General features: G+C 63.4%; 20 protein-coding genes. 12 read left to right on the top strand and 8 right to left on the bottom strand.

Features of this window, described 5'->3' with window-relative positions:
• The first annotated feature begins 42 nt into the window (after positions 1-42).
• The gene (locus tag ACS0VV_RS10835) at positions 43-1770 is read left to right on the top strand and encodes an ATP-binding protein (RefSeq protein WP_483532717.1); all 1728 of its coding nucleotides are present in this window, start codon (positions 43-45) and stop codon (positions 1768-1770) included.
• Between the two features lie 268 nt (positions 1771-2038).
• Here the strand turns inward: ACS0VV_RS10835 and ACS0VV_RS10830 are convergent, their stop codons facing one another.
• Together ACS0VV_RS10830 and ACS0VV_RS10825 are read right to left on the bottom strand one after the other, a co-directional pair.
• Positions 2039-2773, bottom strand: coding sequence for a 7-carboxy-7-deazaguanine synthase QueE (locus ACS0VV_RS10830; RefSeq protein WP_483532716.1), 735 nt, complete (start codon positions 2771-2773; stop codon positions 2039-2041).
• A gap of 145 nt (positions 2774-2918) precedes the next feature.
• Positions 2919-5648 (bottom strand): valine--tRNA ligase, encoded by a 2730-nt coding sequence (locus ACS0VV_RS10825; RefSeq protein ID WP_483532715.1) that lies wholly within the window; start codon positions 5646-5648, stop codon positions 2919-2921.
• A gap of 86 nt (positions 5649-5734) precedes the next feature.
• Here ACS0VV_RS10825 and ACS0VV_RS10820 point away from each other — a divergent pair, with 86 nt between their 5' ends.
• The 4 genes from ACS0VV_RS10820 to ACS0VV_RS10805 are packed head-to-tail and all read left to right on the top strand — an operon-like array spanning position 5735 to position 9251.
• Positions 5735-6844, top strand: coding sequence for an MlaE family ABC transporter permease (locus ACS0VV_RS10820; RefSeq protein ID WP_483532714.1), 1110 nt, complete (start codon positions 5735-5737; stop codon positions 6842-6844).
• Positions 6841-7689 carry an ABC transporter ATP-binding protein gene (locus ACS0VV_RS10815; RefSeq protein ID WP_483532713.1) on the top strand — a complete coding sequence of 283 codons (849 nt, stop codon included), beginning with the start codon at positions 6841-6843 and terminating at the stop codon, positions 7687-7689. The genes ACS0VV_RS10820 and ACS0VV_RS10815 overlap by 4 nt, the downstream gene beginning before the upstream one ends.
• A gap of 10 nt (positions 7690-7699) precedes the next feature.
• Positions 7700-8650, top strand: a complete 951-nt coding sequence (locus ACS0VV_RS10810) for an MlaD family protein (RefSeq protein WP_483532712.1) — start codon at positions 7700-7702, stop codon at positions 8648-8650.
• Positions 8651-8666: 16 nt separating this feature from the next.
• Positions 8667-9251 carry an ABC-type transport auxiliary lipoprotein family protein gene (locus ACS0VV_RS10805; RefSeq protein WP_483532711.1) on the top strand — a complete coding sequence of 195 codons (585 nt, stop codon included), beginning with the start codon at positions 8667-8669 and terminating at the stop codon, positions 9249-9251.
• Positions 9252-9256: 5 nt separating this feature from the next.
• On the opposite strand, the gene ACS0VV_RS10800 is transcribed toward ACS0VV_RS10805, so the two are convergent.
• The 5 genes from ACS0VV_RS10800 to crcB are packed head-to-tail and all read right to left on the bottom strand — an operon-like array spanning position 9257 to position 12386.
• On the bottom strand, positions 9257-9955 hold the full coding sequence (locus tag ACS0VV_RS10800; protein WP_483532710.1) for an ATP12 family chaperone protein: 699 nt from the start codon (positions 9953-9955) through the stop codon (positions 9257-9259).
• Positions 9952-10179 carry a hypothetical protein gene (locus ACS0VV_RS10795; RefSeq protein WP_483532709.1) on the bottom strand — a complete coding sequence of 76 codons (228 nt, stop codon included), beginning with the start codon at positions 10177-10179 and terminating at the stop codon, positions 9952-9954. The genes ACS0VV_RS10800 and ACS0VV_RS10795 overlap by 4 nt, the downstream gene beginning before the upstream one ends.
• A complete protein-coding gene (locus ACS0VV_RS10790) occupies positions 10172-10822 on the bottom strand; it encodes an HAD-IA family hydrolase (RefSeq protein WP_483533532.1) in 651 nt (216 codons plus the stop codon). The genes ACS0VV_RS10795 and ACS0VV_RS10790 overlap by 8 nt, the downstream gene beginning before the upstream one ends.
• 5 nt (positions 10823-10827) lie before the next feature.
• Positions 10828-11976, bottom strand: a complete 1149-nt coding sequence (locus ACS0VV_RS10785) for an RluA family pseudouridine synthase (protein WP_483532708.1) — start codon at positions 11974-11976, stop codon at positions 10828-10830.
• Entirely contained in the window at positions 11973-12386 is a 414-nt protein-coding gene (gene crcB, locus ACS0VV_RS10780; protein ID WP_483532707.1) for a fluoride efflux transporter CrcB, read from the bottom strand. Before crcB ends, ACS0VV_RS10785 begins: the two co-directional genes overlap by 4 nt.
• 208 nt (positions 12387-12594) lie before the next feature.
• Between crcB and rpsU the strand changes: the two genes are divergently transcribed.
• The 6 genes from rpsU (at position 12595) to ACS0VV_RS10750 (ending at position 18466) form a co-directional block, all read left to right on the top strand.
• The gene (gene rpsU / locus ACS0VV_RS10775) at positions 12595-12801 is read left to right on the top strand and encodes a 30S ribosomal protein S21 (protein WP_483533531.1); all 207 of its coding nucleotides are present in this window, start codon (positions 12595-12597) and stop codon (positions 12799-12801) included.
• Positions 12802-12940: 139 nt separating this feature from the next.
• A complete protein-coding gene (locus tag ACS0VV_RS10770) occupies positions 12941-13522 on the top strand; it encodes an FKBP-type peptidyl-prolyl cis-trans isomerase (RefSeq protein WP_483532706.1) in 582 nt (193 codons plus the stop codon).
• A 4-nt stretch (positions 13523-13526) separates the two neighbouring features.
• Positions 13527-15320 carry a DUF4153 domain-containing protein gene (locus ACS0VV_RS10765; RefSeq protein WP_483532705.1) on the top strand — a complete coding sequence of 598 codons (1794 nt, stop codon included), beginning with the start codon at positions 13527-13529 and terminating at the stop codon, positions 15318-15320.
• Positions 15321-15390: 70 nt separating this feature from the next.
• Positions 15391-15693: an Asp-tRNA(Asn)/Glu-tRNA(Gln) amidotransferase subunit GatC gene (gatC, locus tag ACS0VV_RS10760; RefSeq protein WP_483532704.1), complete on the top strand. Its 303-nt coding sequence runs from the start codon at positions 15391-15393 to the stop codon at positions 15691-15693.
• A gap of 113 nt (positions 15694-15806) precedes the next feature.
• Entirely contained in the window at positions 15807-17288 is a 1482-nt protein-coding gene (gatA, locus tag ACS0VV_RS10755) for an Asp-tRNA(Asn)/Glu-tRNA(Gln) amidotransferase subunit GatA (protein ID WP_483532703.1), read from the top strand.
• A gap of 29 nt (positions 17289-17317) precedes the next feature.
• On the top strand, positions 17318-18466 hold the full coding sequence (locus ACS0VV_RS10750; protein ID WP_483532702.1) for a glycosyltransferase family 4 protein: 1149 nt from the start codon (positions 17318-17320) through the stop codon (positions 18464-18466).
• Here the strand turns inward: ACS0VV_RS10750 and ACS0VV_RS10745 are convergent.
• Positions 18463-19302, bottom strand: coding sequence for an FkbM family methyltransferase (locus ACS0VV_RS10745; protein ID WP_483532701.1), 840 nt, complete (start codon positions 19300-19302; stop codon positions 18463-18465). The genes ACS0VV_RS10750 and ACS0VV_RS10745 overlap by 4 nt on opposite strands.
• 43 nt (positions 19303-19345) lie before the next feature.
• Between ACS0VV_RS10745 and gatB the strand changes: the two genes are divergently transcribed.
• Positions 19346-20842, top strand: a complete 1497-nt coding sequence (gatB, locus tag ACS0VV_RS10740; protein WP_483532700.1) for an Asp-tRNA(Asn)/Glu-tRNA(Gln) amidotransferase subunit GatB — start codon at positions 19346-19348, stop codon at positions 20840-20842.
• The last annotated feature ends 8 nt before the right edge of the window (positions 20843-20850 follow it).

The following is a 20850-nucleotide window of genomic DNA, read 5'->3' as shown; positions in this document are numbered from 1 at the left end:
CTAGGCCCACGGGCAGTGAAACTGTCCCAGTGAGCCGACTGTATGAACGATATGTCCGGTATGCCCCGTCCTGCGCCCGTCGCGAGCCCTGGTGTTGCGCCTGCAAGTGAGCGTTCGCGCCAACAGGCCGCCGTCACCGAAGCGCAGCGCGAACAGAGCGTCGAATGCGCGCGCCAGCCGATTGGTGTGGTGCTGGAAATCGCCGGTTCGGGCTCGGCCATCGCGCTCGACCTGATGCGGCTCAATGAATGTATGGCCGATGCCGATCCGTCGATTGCTCTTGCCGGTCAGGTCGGTTCGCAGATCAAGATCAAGACCAATGACGGCTGGCTGCTCGCCAGCGTGCGCAACCAGCGGCAGGATCGCCGCGGTGAAGGCAATTCGGTCATCGCCAATATCGATTTCATGGGCGAGGGCATGGAAGAGAAGCTGACGGGCAAAATCCACAGCTTCCGCCGCGGTGTGACCCGCTACCCCATTCCCGGTGCGCTCATCTATCCCGCGACGACCGAGGATTTGCGCCAGATTTACGCCAGCGACGGACGCAGCGCGATCCAGATCGGCACGGTCTATCCCACCAGCGATATCCGCGCGGGGATGTATATCGATGCGATGCTGGGCAAGCACTTTGCGCTGCTCGGCTCCACCGGTACGGGTAAATCGACCAGCGCCGCGCTGATCCTCCACCGCATTTGCGAGGCCGCGCCGCAGGGCCATATCCTGATGATCGACCCGCACGGCGAATATTCCGCGGCCTTCCGCAACACGGGCATGATTTTCGACGTGTCGAACCTGCAAATGCCGTATTGGCTGATGAACTTCGAAGAGCATTGCGAAGTCCTGCTGAAGTCGAGCGGAAATGACCTGCAGAATGACCGTGATATTCTCGCCAAGTGTCTGCTCGCCGCGCGTTCGAAGAACCGGCTGGCCGAGCAGATGGGCAAAATCACGGTGGATTCGCCCATTCCCTATTTGCTCAGCGACCTGACGAACATGATCCAGGACGAAATGGGTAGGCTGGACAAGGCCACCAACACCGCGCCTTATATGCGGATCAAGACCAAGATCGACGAGCTGAAGGCCGATCCGCGTTACCAGTTCATGTTCTCCGGCATGCTGGTGGGCGATACGATGGCGGACTTTATCTCCAAGATTTTCCGGATGCCGTCGGCGGGCAAGCCGATCGCGATTATCGACGTGTCTGGCGTGCCTTCGGACATCACCAGCACCGTGGTTGCCGTGCTCAGCCGGCTTGTGTTCGACTTTGCGATCTGGAGCCGCAACGAAAGCACCAGCCCCATCCTCCTCGTGTGCGAGGAAGCGCACCGCTATGTACCGAACGAGCGCAATGCCGATGGCAATTCGGTCGGCACCGTGCTGAGCCGCATCGCCAAGGAAGGGCGTAAATACGGGATCAGCCTGGGCCTCATTACGCAGCGCCCGTCCGACCTTGCCGAAGGCGTGCTGTCGCAGTGCGGCACGATCATCTCGATGCGTCTCAACAACGAGCGCGACCAGGCTTTCGTGAAAGCCGCCATGCCCGAAGGCGCGCGCGGCTTCCTCGATTCGATCCCGGCCTTGCGCAACCGCGAATGCATCGTCTGCGGCGAGGGTGTCGCCATTCCGATGCGCGTGGCGTTCGACAATCTGGAAGAGAACAAGCGCCCGGCATCCGAAGACCCCAGCTTTGTCGACCTGTGGAACCAGGGCGGCGGCGAGGAAGATCTGGTGCACCGCACCGTGCAACGCTGGAGAGCTCAAGGCAGCTAAGCTGCCTTGATGGTTTGCTTGACGCTCGTGCATCCGCACGAGCATCCTCGGTGCTATTCGCTCCGCCGGGGCTACGCTCCGGCTGCGCGGCACCTGCGGGTCGCGCTGTGCGCTCGGTCGCTCGTTTCACGCGCGAATTTTAAGAGCACGCTGCAATCGGCCGCAACCAGCGGACGACCTAGGGCGACTGCCCGCCCGCAGCGGGCGCGAAGTGTAGCGGAGCGCGTCTAGCGAGGACGAAAGCGCGGATGCGCTTTCGCAAAACACATCACGTTCCTCTGGTATCCCCGAACAGGTGGATATGCAGCCGGTCGGTCAGGCGATAGCCCTTCTGGATGCAGATCGGGGCAAGCCACTTGGCCCGCTCGTGCAGAACCTGCGATTCGCGTCCTTCGGGCATCAGCAGTACCGCGCCGGGGTGGATGCTGAAACGCTGCACCAGCGCATCGACTTCGCGCACATCGTCAGGATTGCCGATGACGAATTTGAATATCGCGTGTCGTGACTGCGCCCAATGCGCCATCGCCTCGTAGGGCAGGGCCAGCGCCGGGTCGTTCCCGCTATGCGCCAGCTTCGGGCTGACCGTATATTCGAAACGATGGGGCTGTTCGGGCAGCACGGTGCCGTTGGTCTCCACCGCATAGCTGAAGCGAAAGGGCGCCATCTCGTCGAGCAGATCGGCGAGCGCCAGAAGTGCCTTTTGCTGCATCATCGGCTCGCCCCCTGTGAACACCACATAGTTTGGCGGCAGCGCGCAGACGCTGTGAGCGACCTCCGCGATATCCATCGTCACCTGATTGGCCTTCCGGTCAAAGGTGATGCCGTCGTCATGCGGGCGCGGATCGCCGTCCCAATGCCAGGTGTACGGTGTGTCGCACCACGCGCAGGCGAGATTGCAGCGGGAGAGGCGCACGAAGGTTGCGGGCCGCCCGATGGCCGTGCCTTCGCCTTGCACGGTGGCGAAAATTTCCGGCCCGCCCGCGTCGTCTGTGGCTAAAGCCAATTTCAACTGAGTCCCCTCCTCTTCAGAGGAGGGGGTTGGGGGTGGTGGCGAGTGCAGCGAGCAAATCCGGTGCGACCTTCCGGTCGCAAAACCACCCCTCGATCCCCTCCTTTGAAAAGGAGGGGAGGAGAGCCAATGACCGCAATCACCTCAACCGCTCCAGCGCGCCTTCGAGGCGGGCGATTTCGGCAGTGTGATGGTCGAGATCGTTTTGAGCCTTCTCGACCGCTTCGGGCTTCGCGCGATCGACGAAATTCGTATTCCCGAGACGGCCTTCGAGCGATTTCGCTTCCTTCTGTGAGGCTGCGAGCGCCTTTTCCAGCCGCGCACGTTCGGCGTCGATATCGATCACGCCTTCGAGCGGCACGATCACCATGTCGTTACGCGCTGTCACTTGCATCGCAGCACCTTCAGGAGCGTCACCGATAGTGACTGGAGCCAAGCGTGCGAGACGTTCGATGGCCGCGCTGCTCCTGTGCAATACGTATTTCGCAAGATCGGAAGGATAGGGAATGTAAGCCGCCAGCTTCTCGCCCGGCGAAATGCCCAGCTCGTTGCGCGCGCCGCGCGTCGCGGTGGTAAGTGCAATCGTCCAGTCGATGGCGTCGGTCGCATCCTTGGAGACTTCCGCACGCGGATCGGGCCATTTGGCAAGGATCAGATCGTAGCTGCGTTCACCTTGCGCGTGCCACAGCTCTTCGGTGATGAAGGGCATGAAGGGGTGCAGCATCACAAGGATCTGGTCGAGCGCCCATCCGGCGACTTCGCGCGTTTCCACGGCTGCGGGACTGTCTGCCTCGCCCTGCAGGACGGGTTTAATCAGCTCCAGATACCAGTCGCAGAACCGGCTCCATGTGAATTGGTAGATGGTGTTGGCAGCGGCATCGAAGCGCAGATCGGCCATCGCCGCATCCAGCGCCTCGACGGTCTGCTGCACTTCGCCGATGATCCACTGGTTCGCTGCAAGCCTTGCTGCGGGAGCCTTCACCGTAGTGCTTTTGCCGATGCCGTTGGCTTGGCAGAAGCGGGTTGCATTCCACAGTTTGGTCGCGAAGTTGCGGTATCCCTCGACGCGGCGTTCATCCATCTTGATGTCGCGGCCCTGGCTTTCCATCGCCGCCATGAAGAAGCGCAGCGCATCGGCGCCATATTGGTCGATGAGGCCAAGCGGATCGACGACATTGCCCTTCGACTTCGACATTTTCGAGCCGTCCGCCGCGCGCACAAGGCCGTGCAGATAGAGCTTGTCCCACGGGCGCTCACCCAGGTTGAAATAGCCCGCCATCAGCATCCGCGCATCCCAGAAGAACAGGATGTCGAAGCCGGAGATGAGCAGCGAGTTGGGGTAGTGCTTTTCGAGGAGGGCGGTGCTCTCCGGCCAGCCGAGCGTGGCAAAGGGCCAGAGCGCGGAGGAGAACCATGTGTCGAGAACGTCATCGTCGCGGGTTAGCGAAACGCTAGCACCAGCCTGCGCTTGCGCCTCTTCCTCGCTCATTGCCACATAGGCATTGCCATCCGCGTCATACCAGGCCGGAATCCGGTGCCCCCACCACAGCTGCCGGCTCACGCACCAAGGCTGGATGTTCTCCATCCAGTTGAAGAAGGTCTTCTCCCACGTCTTGGGCACAATTTCGACTTCGCCCGAACGCACCGCCTCGATCGGCTTCTTGGCCAGTTCGGCAGCATCGACATACCATTGATCGGTCAGCCACGGTTCGATCACCACGCCGCCGCGATCACCGAAGGGCGTGGCAATCTGGCGCGGTTCGGCGTCGAGTTCGATCTCCTCGCCTTTTTTCGACTTGGTGATGTGCGGGATGAGGAAGCCCTGTTCCTTCATCCGCTGCACCACCAGTTCGCGCGCGCCATCAACGCCATCCCGCTTGAAGCGGTGGAGGCCGATAAATTCGTCCGGCACCAGCCCGTCCGCCGTCTGGCAGACATTCGCCTCGGCATCGAGCATATTGAGCATTTCGCCCGCTGCGATTCCGGCGCGCTTGCCGACTTCGAAGTCGTTGAAATCATGCCCCGGCGTGATCTTCACCGCGCCGCTGCCGAGTTCGGGATCGGCGTGCTCGTCCGCCACGATGGGGATGCGCCGTCCGGTGATCGGCAGGATGATGTGCTTGCCCACAACGCTGGCATAGCGGGTGTCCGACGGGTGCACGGCCACCGCCATATCGGCGAGCATAGTTTCAGGCCGCGTGGTCGCGACTTCGATAAAGTCCTGCCCGCTATCCAAAGTTGCACCGTCCGCGAGCGGGTATTTGAAATGCCAGAAGCTGCCCGCAACCGTCTCCTGCTCGACTTCGAGATCGGAGATCGCGGTCTTCAGCTTCGGGTCCCAGTTCACCAGCCGCTTGTCGCGGTAGATCAGACCCTTGTTGTACAGGTCGACAAACACCTTGAGCACCGCGTTCGAGAAATGTTCGTCCATGGTGAATTGCTCGCGGCTCCAGTCCATCGAGCAGCCGAGGCGGCGCAGCTGGCGGGTGATTTGCCCGCCGCTTTCGGCCTTCCAGTCCCACACTTTCTGGACAAATTCCTCGCGGCTGTAATTGGTGCGCTTGTCCTGCCGCGCTTCCATCTGGCGTTCGACGACCATCTGCGTGGCGATCCCGGCATGGTCCATGCCCACCACCCACAGCGCATCCTTGCCGCGCAGACGCTCGTAACGGATGACGATATCCTGCAACGTGTTGTCGAGCGCGTGGCCGATATGCAGGCTGCCTGTCACATTGGGCGGCGGGTTGACGATGGTATAGGGCTCGGCATCGGGCCGCTCGGGCCGGAACGCGCCGGTTTCTTCCCAGTGGGAATACCATTTCGCCTCTATCGCGGCGGGATCGAAAGTCGTTGCTAGCTCGGTGGTCATAACCCGCGCCCTGCCACCGTGTTGTCGCCTTTTCAACACGGGAAACGGTTGCGGGCCTGTGCTTTTGTCCGCATAGCGGGCGGGCAATGCGCGAATGGGCCGAATACAGTTTGGAAGAGCGCGATGGGCGCGCCACCGTCTCGCTGACCGGGCCGCTGACCGTATCCGGCATTGGCATGCTCGATCCGGCGCTGCGCGGGCTGGACGATGCGGTGCAGGCGGTGGATATTTCCGGCGCAACCCATATCGACACCGTCGGTGCATGGGTCGTGCATCGGTTTGCCGAGGACAAGGGCGCCGAGATCACCGGCGCGGGCGAGGCAGCGCAAGTGCTGCTCCACGCAGTCGCCCAAAGCGCCAGTCGGGCACCGATCACGCCGCCGCGCCCTTATGTGTTTGGCCGGGTGACCGAAAGCGTCGGCAGTAAAGTAATCGACATGGCGGGGGGTATCCGCCGCTATATCGGGTTTCTCGGCGCGATCGTCGTCACCTTTTTCGGCATCATCCGCCACCCTTCGCGCTTTCGCGTGCGCGCGCTGGTGCGGCAGATGGAGATGGTCGGCGTCAACGCGCTGCCGATCATCGGGCTGATGAGCTTTCTGATCGGCATCGTCATCGCGCAGCAGGGCGCGGTGCAATTGCAGCAATTCGGGGCCGAGGCCTTCACCGTCAACCTCGTCGGCCGCATCACCCTGCGCGAACTGGGCGTGCTGATGACGGCGATCATGGTAGCGGGCCGTTCGGGCTCTGCCTTCGCGGCGCAACTCGGCACGATGAAGCTGACCGAGGAAGTCGATGCGATGCGCACGATTGGCGTGTCTCCCATGGAGGCGCTGATTATCCCGCGCATCCTCGCCGCCGTGCTGATGATGCCGCTGCTCGGCTTTTACGCCAGCGTGGTGGCGATTATCGGTGGCGCGGTGATCGGCGATGCGATGCTGGGCATACCTTTCCTGACCTTCCTCGCCCGCGTGCAGGAAGTGGTGCCCACGCAGGATTTCTGGGTCGGGATGATCAAGGCGCCGGTCTTCGGCCTCATCATCGCGCTGTCCGGCTGCTATCAGGGCCTGCAAGTGCGCGGCAATGCCGAGGAAGTCGGCTCCCGCACCACCATGGCCGTGGTGCAGGCGATCTTCCTGGTGATCGTACTCGATGCCTTCTTCGCGGTCTTCTTTTCGAGCATCGGCTGGATATGAGCGAACAAGACCCCGATCCCGAATGGGAGCGCTATTGCGGCGAACACCCGATTGTTATTCGCGGGCTGACCAACCGTTTCGGCGAATTTGCGGTGCACGAGGATCTCGATCTCGACGTGCGGCGCGGCGAGATTCTGGGCGTTGTCGGCGGATCGGGGACGGGCAAATCGGTGCTGATGCGCTCGATCATCGGGCTGCAATTCCCCGACGAGGGCTGCATCACCGTGTTCGGCAAAGACATTACCGGTGCGGAGCCCGACGAGCAGATCGGCGTGCGCAACCGCTGGGGCGTATTGTTTCAGGGCGGGGCGCTGTTTTCCACGCTGACCGTGGCGGAAAACGTGCAGGTGCCGCTGAAGCAATACTACCCCGAACTGTCGCAGAAACTGCTCAACGAAATCTCGCGCTACAAAACGGTGCTGACCGGCCTGCCGGAGGATGCGTGCAGCAAATATCCGTCGGAGCTATCGGGCGGCATGAAAAAGCGGGCCGGATTGGCCCGCGCGTTGGCTCTCGACCCCGAACTGCTGTTTCTGGATGAGCCGACGGCGGGGCTCGATCCCATCGGGGCGGCAAAGTTTGACGAGTTGCTGCGCGAACTGACCGATACGCTGGGGCTGACCGTGTTCCTTATCACCCACGATCTTGATACGCTGTACGCGATTTGTGACCGGATCGCGGTGCTGGCGGACAAGAAGGTGGTGGCGGTGGGGACAATTCCCGAACTGCTCGCCACCGATCACCCGTGGATCCAGGAATATTTCAACGGCCCGCGCAGCCGCGCCGCCGCGCAAACGCACGAAGCGGGGAAAGCGTTAGACAAGCAGGCGGCCGGGGGTTCATAGGACAAAGCATATGGAAACACGCGCCAATCATGTCTGGGTCGGGGTCGTCACGCTGGCATTGCTACTGGGTGCGGCGGTGTTTTTCGTGTGGCTCGCTCGGCTGGGCGAAACCAACCGCCAGGAATATGATATCTTTTTCGAACAATCGGTAGGCGGCGTCGCCGAAGGCTCGGTGGTCACCTATAACGGCGTGCCGGTGGGTGAAGTCACCGATATTTCGATCTGGGAAGAAGACCCCGAATTCGTAAAAGTGCGCATCCGACTGAATAAGGAAACACCAATCCATGTCGGTACCGAAGCGACGGTTTCCGCCAGCTTCACCGGCAATTCGAATATCTCGCTTTCGGGTGGGCGCAGCAGCTTGCCGCTGATCGATTGCGAGACGACGACCTGCCGCGAAGAGGGCGTTCCGGTTATCCCGCCCGCGCCCGGTGCGATCGGTGAAATCCTCGCCAGCGCGCCGTTGCTGCTGCAACGCCTTGCCACGCTGACCGACCGGCTGACCCGCGTGCTCGATGATGACAACCAGAACTCGATTGCCGGCATCCTGCGCAATACCGACGCGATCAGCGGTGAACTGGCCGCGACATCGCCCGAAGTGCGCGATACGCTGGTCGCCTTGCAGGGGACGCTGAACCAGTCGACGCAGACGCTGGCCGCCTTCGAGACGACGCTGGCGCAAGTGAACGCCACGGTCGAACGCGACGGGCGCACGCTGACCGCCGATTTGCAGCAAACGCTGGCCTCTGCCCGCGATGCGGCGGCGGCGCTGGAAGCCTCGCTCGCCAATGTCGAGCCACTCACCCAGCAATTGTCGCGCGAGACGCTGCCGGCGGCTGCCGCCACGATGGAGGATTTGCGGGTGACGTCCGAAACGCTGCGCAACCTCACCGAGCGGCTGGAAACGCAGGGCGCGGGCTCGCTGCTCGGCAGTCCGCCGCTGCCCGATTACGAACCTTGAGCGGGAGAAACAGACCATGATCCGCACACAAGTTCTTTCCGCTATCGCCGCCAGCCTGCTGCTGACCGGCTGCATCAGCCTGACGCCCGAAGCGCCCGCGCAATTGCTCACTCTGACCAGCAGTGCGCAGGTGGCCGCAGGTCATGCGAGCGAAGGCGATCCCGCCGCCGCGCTGGCGGTGCGCACGCCATCGGTGACGCAGCGGCTGAATGTGACACGCATTCCGGTGATCACCAGCGACAGCTCGCTCGCCTATCTCGCCGATGCCTATTGGGTGGAAAAGCCCGCGCAACTGTTCGCCAACGTGCTCGCCGAGACGATCCGGTCGCAGAGTAGCCGGATGGTGGTGACGGGCGGCGCGATGGAATATACTGCGGCGACCCAGCTTGCGGGCGAGCTCGCCGCGATGGATTACGATGCCGTCACCGGCAGCGTCGTAGTGCGCTATGACGCGGTGCTGCAATTGCCAGGCGGCCGCGTGTTGACACGCCGCTTTGAAGAGCGGATCGACGGCGTGGCACCCGAAGCAACGGCTGTGGGTGCGGCTTTGAACGAAGCCGCGAACACGGTAGCCAATCAGGTTGCGGAGTGGGTAGAGTAGGCAACCTAACCGCGCACAGCCCGCGCAAACTCTGCCGCTTTCTCGAACGCTTCCAGCCGCGCTTTGCGGGTGCGTTCAGCCGCTTCGTCCCAGCCCCACAGTTCCGCCTGCCAGTCTTCCTCGGCATTCGCGGCGGAGAACAGCTGCGCCATGTCCTGCTCTTCATCGAGCACGGCGAGCGGTACGACAATGGACGCGGCAAGCGAGGCCAGTGTTACCAGCGCCGCCAGCGTAAATTCGTCTTCGCCTGCCAGCCTTTCGCGCAAAGCCGCCATCGTCGCTTCGGGCTGTGGTTTCGCGATTATCCCGCTCACCCGCGCCATATCCGCGCCATGGCGCTGCTCGAAGGCGGTGACGAGCGGCTCCCACACCGTCTGCTGGTGCTTGTAGAGCGGCTCGTCCGGATCGGCGCGGTAGCACAGCGTATCGGTGGCGGCATATTGCAACAGCTTGTCCACCGTCGCGCCGGTATCGGGGCGCACGACATCGATGGCGAAATCGGCAAGGTCGCGGAAGACAAAGGTCTTGGGGTCGATCTCATCGCCCTGCGCGCGCCATTCCCCGGCGAGCAATTCCGCGCTCGCCCTTGTCGGCATTGTTTGCGGGTTCTGCCTGCCCTGCGTCTTCACGGCGCGGCTATCGAGCATCACCTGCCAGCCGCCTTCAACCTCGGCGACCGATACTTCGGAATAGAAACGTTTCATGGTCTGCGATTGCTGCTCCACATTCGCGCGAGCACTTGGGGAATGACCAGCGCCTCGACAAGGCCGAGCGCGATGAGGACATAGGCGATGACGCGCGGGATGTCCCAGTCGCTCACCGCAATCGCGATGCCGATCATCACCATGATAACGCCCCCAAGCCGCACGGCATTGAGGAGGAGGAAGCGGTTGCGCGCTTCTGCTTCGGTTGGGGAATTGTCAGCCATTCAGCAGCCCCTCCAGTGCGGTCATATCTTCGGCCACAGCCTCTGCCCCGGCGCGCAGCAATTCGGCCGGTTCGTGATAGCCCCAGGCGACCCCGATGGCGCGGGTGCCGGCGGCCTTGGCCATGTCGATATCGAACACGGTATCGCCGATCATAACGGTGTGCGCGGGCTCTGCCAGCGTGTCCGCCATAGCTGCCTGCAACATGGCGGGATGCGGCTTGGACGGGTGCCTGTCGGCGGTGTGGGTTGATGCGAAAAGCTGCGTCAGCCCGTTCGCGGCGAGAGTGGCGGCCAGTCCGCGATCCGATTTGCCAGTGGCCACCGCCAGCGTCCAGCCTTGCTCGTACAACCGGTGGAGCAAATCGACGATCCCGTCATATAGCGGCTCTTGCAAGGAACCGTTTTCGCGCGATGCCCTGAAGGCGGCCTTATAGGCTTCGACCGCTACCACGTGCTGCTCTGGCGCGGCGTCGGGCGCGAGGTGGCGCACCGCCTGCGGCAGGCTCAGCCCGACAATCCGCCGGACATGATGCCGGTCGGGCGCGGGCAGACCTGCCTCGACAAAGGCGATGTCCATGGCATTGCACACGCCCGCCTGACCGTCCGACAGCGTGCCGTCGCAGTCGAATACGGCGAGGCGGATGGCGCTCACCGCCGTCCCTTCGGCTTGGCGCCGGGACGCTTCTTTTCCGCAGATGCGCCGCGCGATTTGCGTTCCCCACGCCTTGCCTTGCGGTATTGCTTGGCGTGCTGGCGCGCGGCCTGCTTCTTTTCTTCCTTGCTGCGTTCAGGGGGAGGGGTGGCAACGGGCCCTGCATCGCTCAGGTTCTCGTCGAACCCCAGCTGCTCCATCGTCGCCGCGAAATGTTCGGGCAGGGGAGCAGTCACGTCGAGCGTCTCTCCCTTGGGCGCGTCGATAATCAGTCGGCGCGCGTGGAGATGCATCTTGCGGCTGACGCTGCCGGTCAGAAAGGCTTCCTGCCCGCCATATTTGCCATCGCCGACAATCGGATGGCCGATGGCCGCCATATGCACGCGCAGCTGGTGGGTGCGCCCGGTGAAGGGTTGCAGTTCGACCCAGGCGGCGCGATTGCCCGCGCGTTCGACCACGCGGTACACCGTCTTGGCGGGCTGGCCGTTTTCGGTGTCGATATGCATCTTCTCGCCGCCGCTGCCCGGCTGCTTGGCGAGCGGAGCCTCGATGGTGCCTTCGCGCACTTCGGGGACGCCGACGACGAGAGCCCAATAGATCTTCTTCGCGCTGCGGCCCGAGAACCGCTTGGAGAAAAACGCCGCGCTGCCAGCGGTGCGTGCGACCAGCAAAACGCCCGACGTATCCTTGTCGAGCCTGTGGACGAGGCGCGGGCGTTGTTCATCCTCACCCGCAAAGGCATCTAATAGGCCGTCGACATGGTGCTTTGTTTTGGTGCCGCCCTGTGTCGCCAGTCCCGGCGGCTTGTTGAGCACCAAAGCCGAATGGGTCCGCGTGATGAGCATGGCTTCCGCCTCGGCAACTTCCGCTTCGGTCAATTCGCGCCGCCCGCGTTGGGTGCGCCCGCCATCCTCTCCGCCCGGAGGGACGCGCAGAACCTGGCCTGCGCCCAGCCGGTCTTCGGGCTTCACCCGCTTGCCATCGACGCGCAATTGGCCGGTGCGCGCCCAGCGGCTGACCGTGCCGAAACCGACCTGCGGCAGATGCCGCTTGAACCAGCGATCGAGCCGCACGCCATCATCATCGGCATCGACAGTGAACTGGCGAACCTGATCGGTACCCTGATCGTTCCCGTCCCCGCTCATGCAAAAAGCCTCGTCGCGAAAAGGCCGAACAGGAACCCGCTCACGCCCAAACCGATGCTCAGCATGATATAGGTGCCCGCCACCAGCACTTGTCCGCGCTGCACCAGCATGGCGAGTTCGAGGCTGAAGGCGCTGAAGGTCGTAAACCCGCCCAGCAAGCCGACACCGAGCAGCAGGCGCAATTGCTCCGCATTCTCCGGCGCGCTTTTCACCAGCCATCCGGCGAGCAATCCCATAGCGATGCTGCCCAGCGTGTTCGCCGCCAGCGTAGCCCACGGAAAGAAGGTCATCATTTGCGGCCCCATCCACGCGGTCATAGCGCGGCCGAGCTGGTAGCGCGCCAATGCGCCCAGCCCGCCGCCCAGCGCGACCATCAGGGATGCCTGCAATTGGGGAGTGGTATTTGCCATTACCCGGCCTCTAGCCGCTGGCGGGCACAAGCGAAACCCGAAAGCGCGCCTGTTTCGCTTGCTTTTCGCCGCCGATTCCCATATCTGCGCCCCCAGCGAGCCGATCCGGCAAAGGATTCGGCGCATTTTCTTTTGGAATTTGCGGTGCACCCCGCGCTCTGATCCGCGGGCTCTGATCGTTTTGAATAGACAAGGTGGTATTGGTTTTATGCAGATCGTCGTCCGCGATAACAATGTCGAACAGGCCCTCCGCGCGCTCAAGAAGAAGCTGCAGCGGGAAGGTGTGTATCGCGAGATGAAGCTGCGCCGCCACTACGAAAAGCCGAGCGAAAAGCGCGCCCGTGAAAAGGCCGCCGCTGTGCGCCGCGCCCGCAAGATGGAGCGCAAGCGGATGGAGCGTGACGGCATCAAGTAAGTCTGCATTCGGGGTAATCCGAAGCGCGCGCTTGAAAGCGCGCCGCAGCTAAGCCAAAGGGGCGTGAGAAGTTCGGCTTCCGCGCCCTTTTTGCTGCGCTGAAACCTGCGTGGAAGCATTTGCAAGGATTGATAGAATCATGACCGAAGTCACCCGCGTTCCATTGCGCCCGATTGCCGGGGGATCGCTCGTCAAATTATGGCTTGGCGTGCTCGCCGCAGTGCTGCTGGCGGGCGGGATCGCCTGGGCGGCCATGCCCAAGGGCGTGACGGTGGACACCGTTACTGCAGGGGAGGGCGAAGGCCCGCAGCAGGGCGATGTCGTCTTCGTGCGCTATTCGGGCATGCTGGAGGACGGAACGGTGTTCGACCAGTCGCAGCCTGCGCAATGGCCGATCCCCGGCCTGCTGCCCGAGGGCACGCCGATGCTGCTGGAGCCCGATGCGCTGATCGTCGGCTTCTACGAAGGCCTGCTGCAAACGCAGAAGGGCGGCACGTATGAAATCTTCATCCCGGCGGAAAAGGCCTATGGCGCAGAGCCGCCCGAAGGCGCGCCGATCCCGCCCAATGCTGACCTGACCTTCAACGTCGAAATCGTGGACTTCATGCCCGAAGCCGAAGCACGCCAGCGGTTCCAAGCGATGGAGCAGATGTTGATGCAGGCCCAAGGCGAGGCGGCGGGCGAGGAAGGCGCGGAAGCGCCCGTGGTTCCGGCAGAATAGTCCGGTGAGCGCGGGGGAGGGCATCGCCGAGATCGAAACCGCGCAGTCCGCGCTTCACGAGGAAGACTGGCCGCTCCGCCCGTGGCTGCTCGCCGCGATTGGCGGGCTTGCGGGACTGTTGCTCTACCACCTGCTTGACGGGTGGGAGAGCGGCGGACTGCAACCCGGCATCGCCGCATTTATCGGCTTTGCAGCGGCTGCGGCGGGCTTCGTCCTGCGGCCTGTCCGGCTGATCGAATCGCTGGTTTTCGCGCTGGGCCTTGGCGCGGTGATGGGCGGTATCGCGTTTCTCGCCGCCAGTTCCGCCGAAAGCCGCGCTGCGACCGGGTTCGCCTTTGCGGCTGGCGTGTTCTTCTCGCTGCTCGCGATCCCGCTGTTCCAGGCCGGCTTCCACCGCACCCGCTGGGACACGCCCTATCCGCTGACACACTTCCACGTCTGGACAGACGCGGTCAGTGCGGGCGGGGCGGTGCTGTTTATGGGGTTGAGCTGGGCGCTGTTATGGTTGCTCCACGGCCTGTTTAGCCTTGTCGGGATCGAGGTGATCGAGGCACTGATTGAGACTGGCTGGTTCTCCACCATGTTTGTCGGCGCAACATTGGGCGCGGCGCTCGGCGTGCTGCGCAACCAGCAGGGCATTATCGGCACGCTGCAACGCGTGGTGATGCTGGTGTTCTCGCTGCTGGCGGTGCCCTTTGCGTTCGCAATCCTCATATTTGTCGTGATCCTGCTCGCTTCGGGCGGCAGCGCATTGTGGGAAGCGACCGATTCGGCAACGCCGGTGCTGCTCGCCTGCGCGGTGATCTGCTTCATCCTTACCAATGCCGTGGTGCGCGATGACGACGAATCGCGCAGCGGCAATGTGGTCATGCAAGCTGCCGCGCTGGTGCTGGCGCTGTGCATTCTGCCGCTGACTGTGTTCGCCGCCATTAGCATGGGCATCCGCATCGACCAGTATGGCCTCGCGCCCGAACGCATATGGGCTCTTATCGCGATTGCGATTTCGACCGCTTACGGGCTTGCCTATTGGGTCGGCGTGGCGCGCGGGCGGCTGGCGGGGTGGAGCGAATACTTACGCCGCGCCAATCTGCATCTGGCAGTGGTGACCTGCGGCATCGCGCTGTTCCTTGCGCTGCCCATCCTCGATTTCGGCGCGATTTCCACCCGCGACCAGATCGCGCGGCTTGAGAACGGTGAGGTTTCTGCCGAAGACTTCGACTATGCCGCGCTGCGCTGGGATTTCGGCGATGCCGGGCGCGCGGCTTTGGCGCGGCTGACCGAGAGCGAGGACGCGACAATCGCACAATATGCAAGCGAGGCGCAGGCGCAGACCGAGCGGCCGTGGTATGGCGAGCGCCCGCAGCAGGAACTGGCGGGAATCGCGGAAAACGTCGATCTCACTGCGTTTGACGAAGCCACCGCCCGCGCGATCCGCGCTTACATTCGCGATGAGGGCTATCTTTGTGAAGCGAGTGAAGGCTCCGATCCCTGCCGGGTCGAATTGTTGGCAGAAACGCCACAGGGCAAATTGGCAGTGTTGATCCCCGCAGAAGACTACGCCAGCAATCCCCGATTGCTGTTGGTTCCTCCCGGTGCTGTCCGCGCGGTTGAACAGTACAGTCGCAACGGGGTGCTGGCTGACAGCACGGCGACCGAGATGTTTGCTTCTCCGGATATCGAAGAGATCGAGCTGCGCCCCTATCAGGGGCAACAACTCTACATCGACGGACAGCCCGTCGGTGATCCGTTCCGCGTAGTAGCAGAGCAGCCTGCACCCACGGCGGGTGTAACAGAATAGCCTTCCGCACAGGGAGGGGCGGGCTTTTAGCAGCTTGAAGCGCGCCCCCCGCATCGCTATCGGCTAGGCTATGTCCGTAACCCGAGAAGATGTGGCGAAAATCGCCAAGCTGGCGCGCATCGCGATGGACGAGCAGGAGCTCGACCGGATGGTGCCCGAATTCAACAATATCCTCAGCTGGGTCGAGCAATTGGGCGAGGTCGACACCGCCGGGGTCGAGCCCATGACCGCCGTCATCCCGCAAGCCCTGCGCCTGCGCGACGATGTGATCGACGCCGATCCGCAAACCGGCGGCGGGCGGCAGGACGATGTCCTCGCCAACGCTCCCGTGGCGGAACACGGATTTTACGGCGTGCCCAAGGTGATTGAGTAGCCGTGCCAGATTCTTCAATTCGTCATTCCCGCGAAGGCGGGAATCCAGCGCCCCGCGCGCTGAGCCTTGCCACTCTGGATCCCCGCCTTCGCGGGGATGACGAGGTAAATTAAGTGACTGATCTTACATCCCTGGGCGTCCGCGAAATCCGCGATGGTGTGGCCGCTGGCACCTTTACCGCGCGCGAAGTCGCCGAGGCCTTCAACGCAGCTGTTGAAGCCGCCAGCGCGTTGAACGCCTTTATCGTCACCACCCCCGAAAAGGCATTGGAAGCCGCCGATGCAGTCGATGCCGCGCGCGCTAAGGGCGAACCGCTCGGCAGCATGGCGGGCGTGCCCATCGGCATGAAAGACCTTTTCGCTACCGACGGCGTGCAGACCACGGCGGCGAGCCATATCCTCGAAGGCTTCACGCCGCGCTATGAAAGCACTGTCTCGGCCAAGCTGTGGGAAGCGGGTTGCGGGATGCTGGGCAAGCTCAATCTTGACCAGTTCGCGATGGGTTCCTCGAACGAAACCTCCTATTTCGGCAATGTCTGCTCGCCTTGGCGCAAGGAAGGCAGCAATGCGGCGATGAGCCCCGGCGGTTCATCGGGCGGTTCCTCTGCTGCCGTTGCCGCGCGCATAGCGCCTGCCGCGACCGGCACTGACACCGGCGGCTCGATCCGCCAGCCCGCCGCCTTCACCGGCATTTGCGGCATCAAGCCGACCTATGGCCGCTGCTCGCGCTGGGGCGTGGTGGCCTTTGCCAGCTCGCTCGACCAGGCCGGGCCGATGGCGCGCAGCGTTGAGGATTGCGCGATCATGCTCGGCGCGATGGCCGGGTTCGATCCCAAGGATTCGACCAGCCTCGATGCGCCCGTGCCCGACTGGTTCGGCAATCTGGACGCCGATCTGCGCGGCAAGAAGGTCGGCATTCCGCGCGAATACCGGATGGAAGGCACCGATCAGGCGATCCTCGACAGCTGGGACAAGGGGGCCGAGTGGCTGCGCGATGCCGGGGCGGAAATCGTCGAGGTCTCGCTGCCGCACACCAAATACGCGCTGCCCGCCTATTACATCGTCGCCCCTGCCGAAGCGTCGAGCAATCTCGCCCGCTATGACGGCGTGCGTTATGGCCTGCGCGATCTGCCCGAGGGCGCTGGCCTGCAGGATATGTACGCAGCCACCCGCGCCGCCGGTTTCGGCGACGAGGTGAAGCGCCGCGTGATGCTCGGCACCTATGTGCTGAGCGCGGGCTTCTACGATGCCTATTACACGCAGGCGATGAAGGTCCGCACACTGGTGCAGCGCGATTTCGACGCGGCTTTTGCCGAGTGCGACGTAATCCTCGCCCCGACCACGCCCACACCGAGCTTCCCGCTGAACTCGCTCAATGACGACCCGCTGACGATGTACCTGAACGACGTGTTCGCCGTGCCCGCTTCGCTCGCAGGTCTGCCCGCCATGAGCGTTCCGGCGACCGTGACCGCCGACGGCCTGCCGCTGGGCCTCCAACTCGTCGGCAAGGCGATGGACGAGCAGGGTGTGTTGAATGCAGGGCTAGCGATTGAGCAGCGTGCCGGGTTTGTCGCGAAGCCGGAGCGGTGGTGGTAACAACCCCACCGGCAGGCTAAACTCCGCCCATGCCGCTCCGTTGCCTTGTCTATCTGCCGCATAGCTATACCGGGCGCGGACCCGCCGAGAGTTGTGTCCAGATCATCCGCTATTTCCGTGCCGAGGGGCTGGAGCCGGAGCTTCATGTCGGGCGGGTGCGGCGGGTGCTGCCGGAGACGATAGCGAGCCGTCCGGCGCTGTCCGGCCTGTTCAACCTGTTGCCGTGGCGCTTTGTGCAGCGGCTCGCCACGGAGCGGCTCGACCGGCAATTTCGCGCGGCCTTGGCGAGCGGCGCGCCGGGCATCGCCTATTTCTGGCCGACGCCCGATCCCGAAATGGTCGAAGCCGCGAAGGCGGCGGGCTGGGTGACGGTGCGGGAAATGACCAACCGCACGCTTGCCGCCGCGAAAGCCAGTCTCGACCAAGGCTTCGCCCGCGCAGGCGAGACGCGGCCGCACCATATCAGCGAGGCGCTGGTCGCCGCCGAGAACGCGATTCTGCCGCGATATGACTTTGTCTTCTCCTCGAACGCGGATGTGGACCATTCATTGCGCGATATTGGCGTGGATGACGCGCAAATCCTCAAGACGACATTCGGCTGGCCCGATGCGCAGAATGCGCCACCGCGCCATGCAACCGGAGGAACACTCAAGGTCGGCTATCTCGGCACACTGTCGATAGGGAAGGGAATACCCGACCTGCTCGATGCGTGGGCGCGGTTTGATGGCGCGGGCGAGTTGCATCTGGCGGGGCCGGTCGACTGGTCGGTCGAGGCGCGCGTAAACGCCGCGAGGCAGACTGATCCACGCATCACGCTGGCGGGCTATCTGGCCAATGTGGGTGCGTTTTACGCCGCTTGCGATGTCGTGGTGATCCCGACGCTCGACGAAGGCGGCCCGCAAGTGACCTATGAGGCGGCGGCAACGGGCGCGGCGATCATTGCCACGCCGATGGCGCGGGGGCGAATGCTCGAACATGATCGCAACGCGCTGATCGTGCCGTGCCATGATCCGGAGGCTTTGGCTGAGGCGCTACACAAGCTAGAGGGCGATCCTGCTCTGCGTCAGCGGCTGGGCGAAGAGGCGCGGGCGGACGCACATGCGTTCCGCTATAGCGAAGTGGGCGCGAAGAGGGCGCATATGCTGCGCGAGCGGGTGCAGGCGCTCAGGGGCAGCTAACCCCGCCAGATCACCGTTTCGAACGGCTTTTCCGGCTCACAATCTGCCATCGGCACCAGCTCCGCGCTTTCGCTATCCGCCAGATAGGCCGCGAAGGTATAGCTGTTGCGCAGATAGGCGACTTCGCAGCCCAAATCGGCGAACGCTCGTACCGTGTCGGTAGCACCGTCCAGCACCTCCGCCACGATAGTCACCCGCGCCGACGAATGCTCGGCCATCCAGCTTAGCAGCTCGGCCAGCACGGGCCCTTCCGCGCCTTCGATGTCGATCTTGAAGAACAGTTCCGCCGCCGGGTCGAGCTCCACCAGCGACAGTAGAGGCGCGGCTGGCACCACGGCGTGCACCGTGCCACCGGTCTTCACCACGCTGCGGCTGCCGGTATTGGTCGCGCCGGAGACATCGTGCAGCGCCAGCTCGCCTTCCTCCGCCGCCAACGCCACGTTCAGCACTTCACCATCGAAACCCGCATCGCGCAAATTCGCCTGCGCCAGCCGCGCCATTTCGGGCGAGGCTTCGAACCCCGTCACTTTCGCTCCCAAACTCGCCGCCAGCAGGCTGAAATAGCCGATATTCGTCCCGCAATCGTAGAAATGCGTGTCCGGCCCGACGCGCTCTTTCACGAGGGTGGTCAGGTTCGGCTCCCAAGTGCCGAAAGTGTAGATAAACCGGCTCACCATATCGCGCGCATTGCCGCGCAGCGCGAAGCCATGGCGCGTTTTCAGCCGCGAGGTCGCAAAGGCGCGTCCCAGCAAAGAGGCGGCGTAATAGCGGGCTTTCCAGTGCGGCAGCATCGGCAAGCCTTCTCGCCCATCGCGCGCCGTCAGAAAAGCCCGCAAAGCCCCTTTTCCTTTGCGCGCCGCTCGCTTATTCGCAATTGCCATGAGCACATACAGAATTCAGGGCGCAACGGGCGAGTGGGAGGTCGTGATCGGCCTCGAAGTCCATGCGCAGGTCACTTCCAACGCCAAGCTGTTTTCGGGCGCGGCCACCGCTTTCGGGGCGGAGCCGAACAGCCAGGTCAGCCTCGTCGATGCAGCGATGCCGGGGATGCTCCCCGTGCCCAACCGCGAATGCATCCGGCAGGCGGTGCGCACCGGCATGGCGATTGACGCGCAGATCAATGCGTGGAGCCGGTTTGACCGGAAGAACTATTTCTACGCCGATTTGCCGCAAGGATACCAGATCAGCCAGCTCTACCACCCGATTGTGGGCGAAGGCTCGCTCACTATCGATGCCGACGAGAAGGCGGGCATTGCCGAAGACAAGGTGATCGGGATCGAGCGCATTCACGTCGAGCAGGATGCGGGCAAGCTGATGCACGACCAGCATCCGACCATGTCCTATGTCGATCTTAACCGCACCGGCGTCGCGCTGATGGAGATTGTCTCCAAGCCCGATATGCGCTCGCCTGCGGAGGCAGGTGCCTATGTGCGCAAGTTGCGCAGCATCCTGCGCTATGTCGGCAGCTGCGACGGGAACATGGAAGAAGGCTCGATGCGCGCCGACGTGAACGTCTCCGTGCGCAAACCGGGCGAAGAATTCGGCACGCGGACCGAGACCAAGAACGTCAACTCGGTCCGCTTTGTGATGCAGGTGATTGAGTTCGAAGCGAACCGGCAGGTCGATGTGCTGGAGAGCGGCGGGACGGTCGATCAGGAAACGCGGCTGTTCGATCCGGGCACCGGCACGACGCGGACGATGCGTTCCAAAGAGGACGCGCATGATTACCGCTACTTCCCCGATCCCGATCTGCTGCCGCTGGAACTGGACGATGCGTTTCTGGAGGAATGCCGCGGCTCGCTTCCCGAACTGCCCGATGCCAAGCGCGCGCGGTATGAAAACGAGCTGGGCCTGACGCCGTATAATGCCCGCGAACTGACCGCCGAGGTGGAGACTTTCGCGCGGTTTGAAACGCTGCTGGCAGAGACCGCCAAGGCGCTCGGCAAGAGCGAGGCGAAGGTGGCAACGCCGGTCGCCAACTGGGCGCTCTCGGTCGCGCCGGGCGTGATCAAATCGCTGGGTGACGAGGCCGATGCCAGCCACGCCACCGCCGCACGGCAGGCCGCGATCCTCAAAATGCAGGATGCGGGCGAGATTTCGGGCGGACAGGCAAAGGAAATCTTCGAGATCGTCCTGAAAGAGGGCCGCGAACCCGACGAAATCGCCGATACCGAGGGCCTGAAGCAGGTCAGCGACACCGGCGCCATCGAAGCCGCCATCGACGCGATCATCGCGGCGAACGGCGACAAGGTGGACGAATATCGCGGCGGCAAAGACAAGCTCTTCGGCTTCTTCGTCGGCCAGACGATGAAAGCGATGCAGGGCAAGGCGAACCCGGCGGTGGTGAACCAGATTTTGAAAGACAAGCTGGGATGAAGCCTTCG

The sequence above is a fragment of the Aurantiacibacter sp. KMU-128 genome, assembly GCF_056933515.1.
The sequence above is the reverse complement of the archived record's forward strand: the minus strand, read 5'-3'. Positions and strand labels throughout refer to the sequence as shown.

Coding starts and splice junctions, on each gene's coding strand:
- ACS0VV_RS10835 (WP_483532717.1), top strand. CDS start 43: ATGAACGATATGTCCGGTATGCCCCGTCCTGCGCCCGTCGCGAGCCCT.
- ACS0VV_RS10825 (WP_483532715.1), bottom strand. CDS start 5,648: ATGACCACCGAGCTAGCAACGACTTTCGATCCCGCCGCGATAGAGGCG.
- ACS0VV_RS10820 (WP_483532714.1), top strand. CDS start 5,735: ATGCGCGAATGGGCCGAATACAGTTTGGAAGAGCGCGATGGGCGCGCC.
- ACS0VV_RS10815 (WP_483532713.1), top strand. CDS start 6,841: ATGAGCGAACAAGACCCCGATCCCGAATGGGAGCGCTATTGCGGCGAA.
- ACS0VV_RS10810 (WP_483532712.1), top strand. CDS start 7,700: ATGGAAACACGCGCCAATCATGTCTGGGTCGGGGTCGTCACGCTGGCA.
- ACS0VV_RS10805 (WP_483532711.1), top strand. CDS start 8,667: ATGATCCGCACACAAGTTCTTTCCGCTATCGCCGCCAGCCTGCTGCTG.
- ACS0VV_RS10800 (WP_483532710.1), bottom strand. CDS start 9,955: ATGAAACGTTTCTATTCCGAAGTATCGGTCGCCGAGGTTGAAGGCGGC.
- ACS0VV_RS10795 (WP_483532709.1), bottom strand. CDS start 10,179: ATGGCTGACAATTCCCCAACCGAAGCAGAAGCGCGCAACCGCTTCCTC.
- ACS0VV_RS10785 (WP_483532708.1), bottom strand. CDS start 11,976: ATGAGCGGGGACGGGAACGATCAGGGTACCGATCAGGTTCGCCAGTTC.
- crcB (WP_483532707.1), bottom strand. CDS start 12,386: ATGGCAAATACCACTCCCCAATTGCAGGCATCCCTGATGGTCGCGCTG.
- rpsU (WP_483533531.1), top strand. CDS start 12,595: ATGCAGATCGTCGTCCGCGATAACAATGTCGAACAGGCCCTCCGCGCG.
- ACS0VV_RS10770 (WP_483532706.1), top strand. CDS start 12,941: ATGACCGAAGTCACCCGCGTTCCATTGCGCCCGATTGCCGGGGGATCG.
- gatC (WP_483532704.1), top strand. CDS start 15,391: ATGTCCGTAACCCGAGAAGATGTGGCGAAAATCGCCAAGCTGGCGCGC.
- ACS0VV_RS10750 (WP_483532702.1), top strand. CDS start 17,318: ATGCCGCTCCGTTGCCTTGTCTATCTGCCGCATAGCTATACCGGGCGC.
- gatB (WP_483532700.1), top strand. CDS start 19,346: ATGAGCACATACAGAATTCAGGGCGCAACGGGCGAGTGGGAGGTCGTG.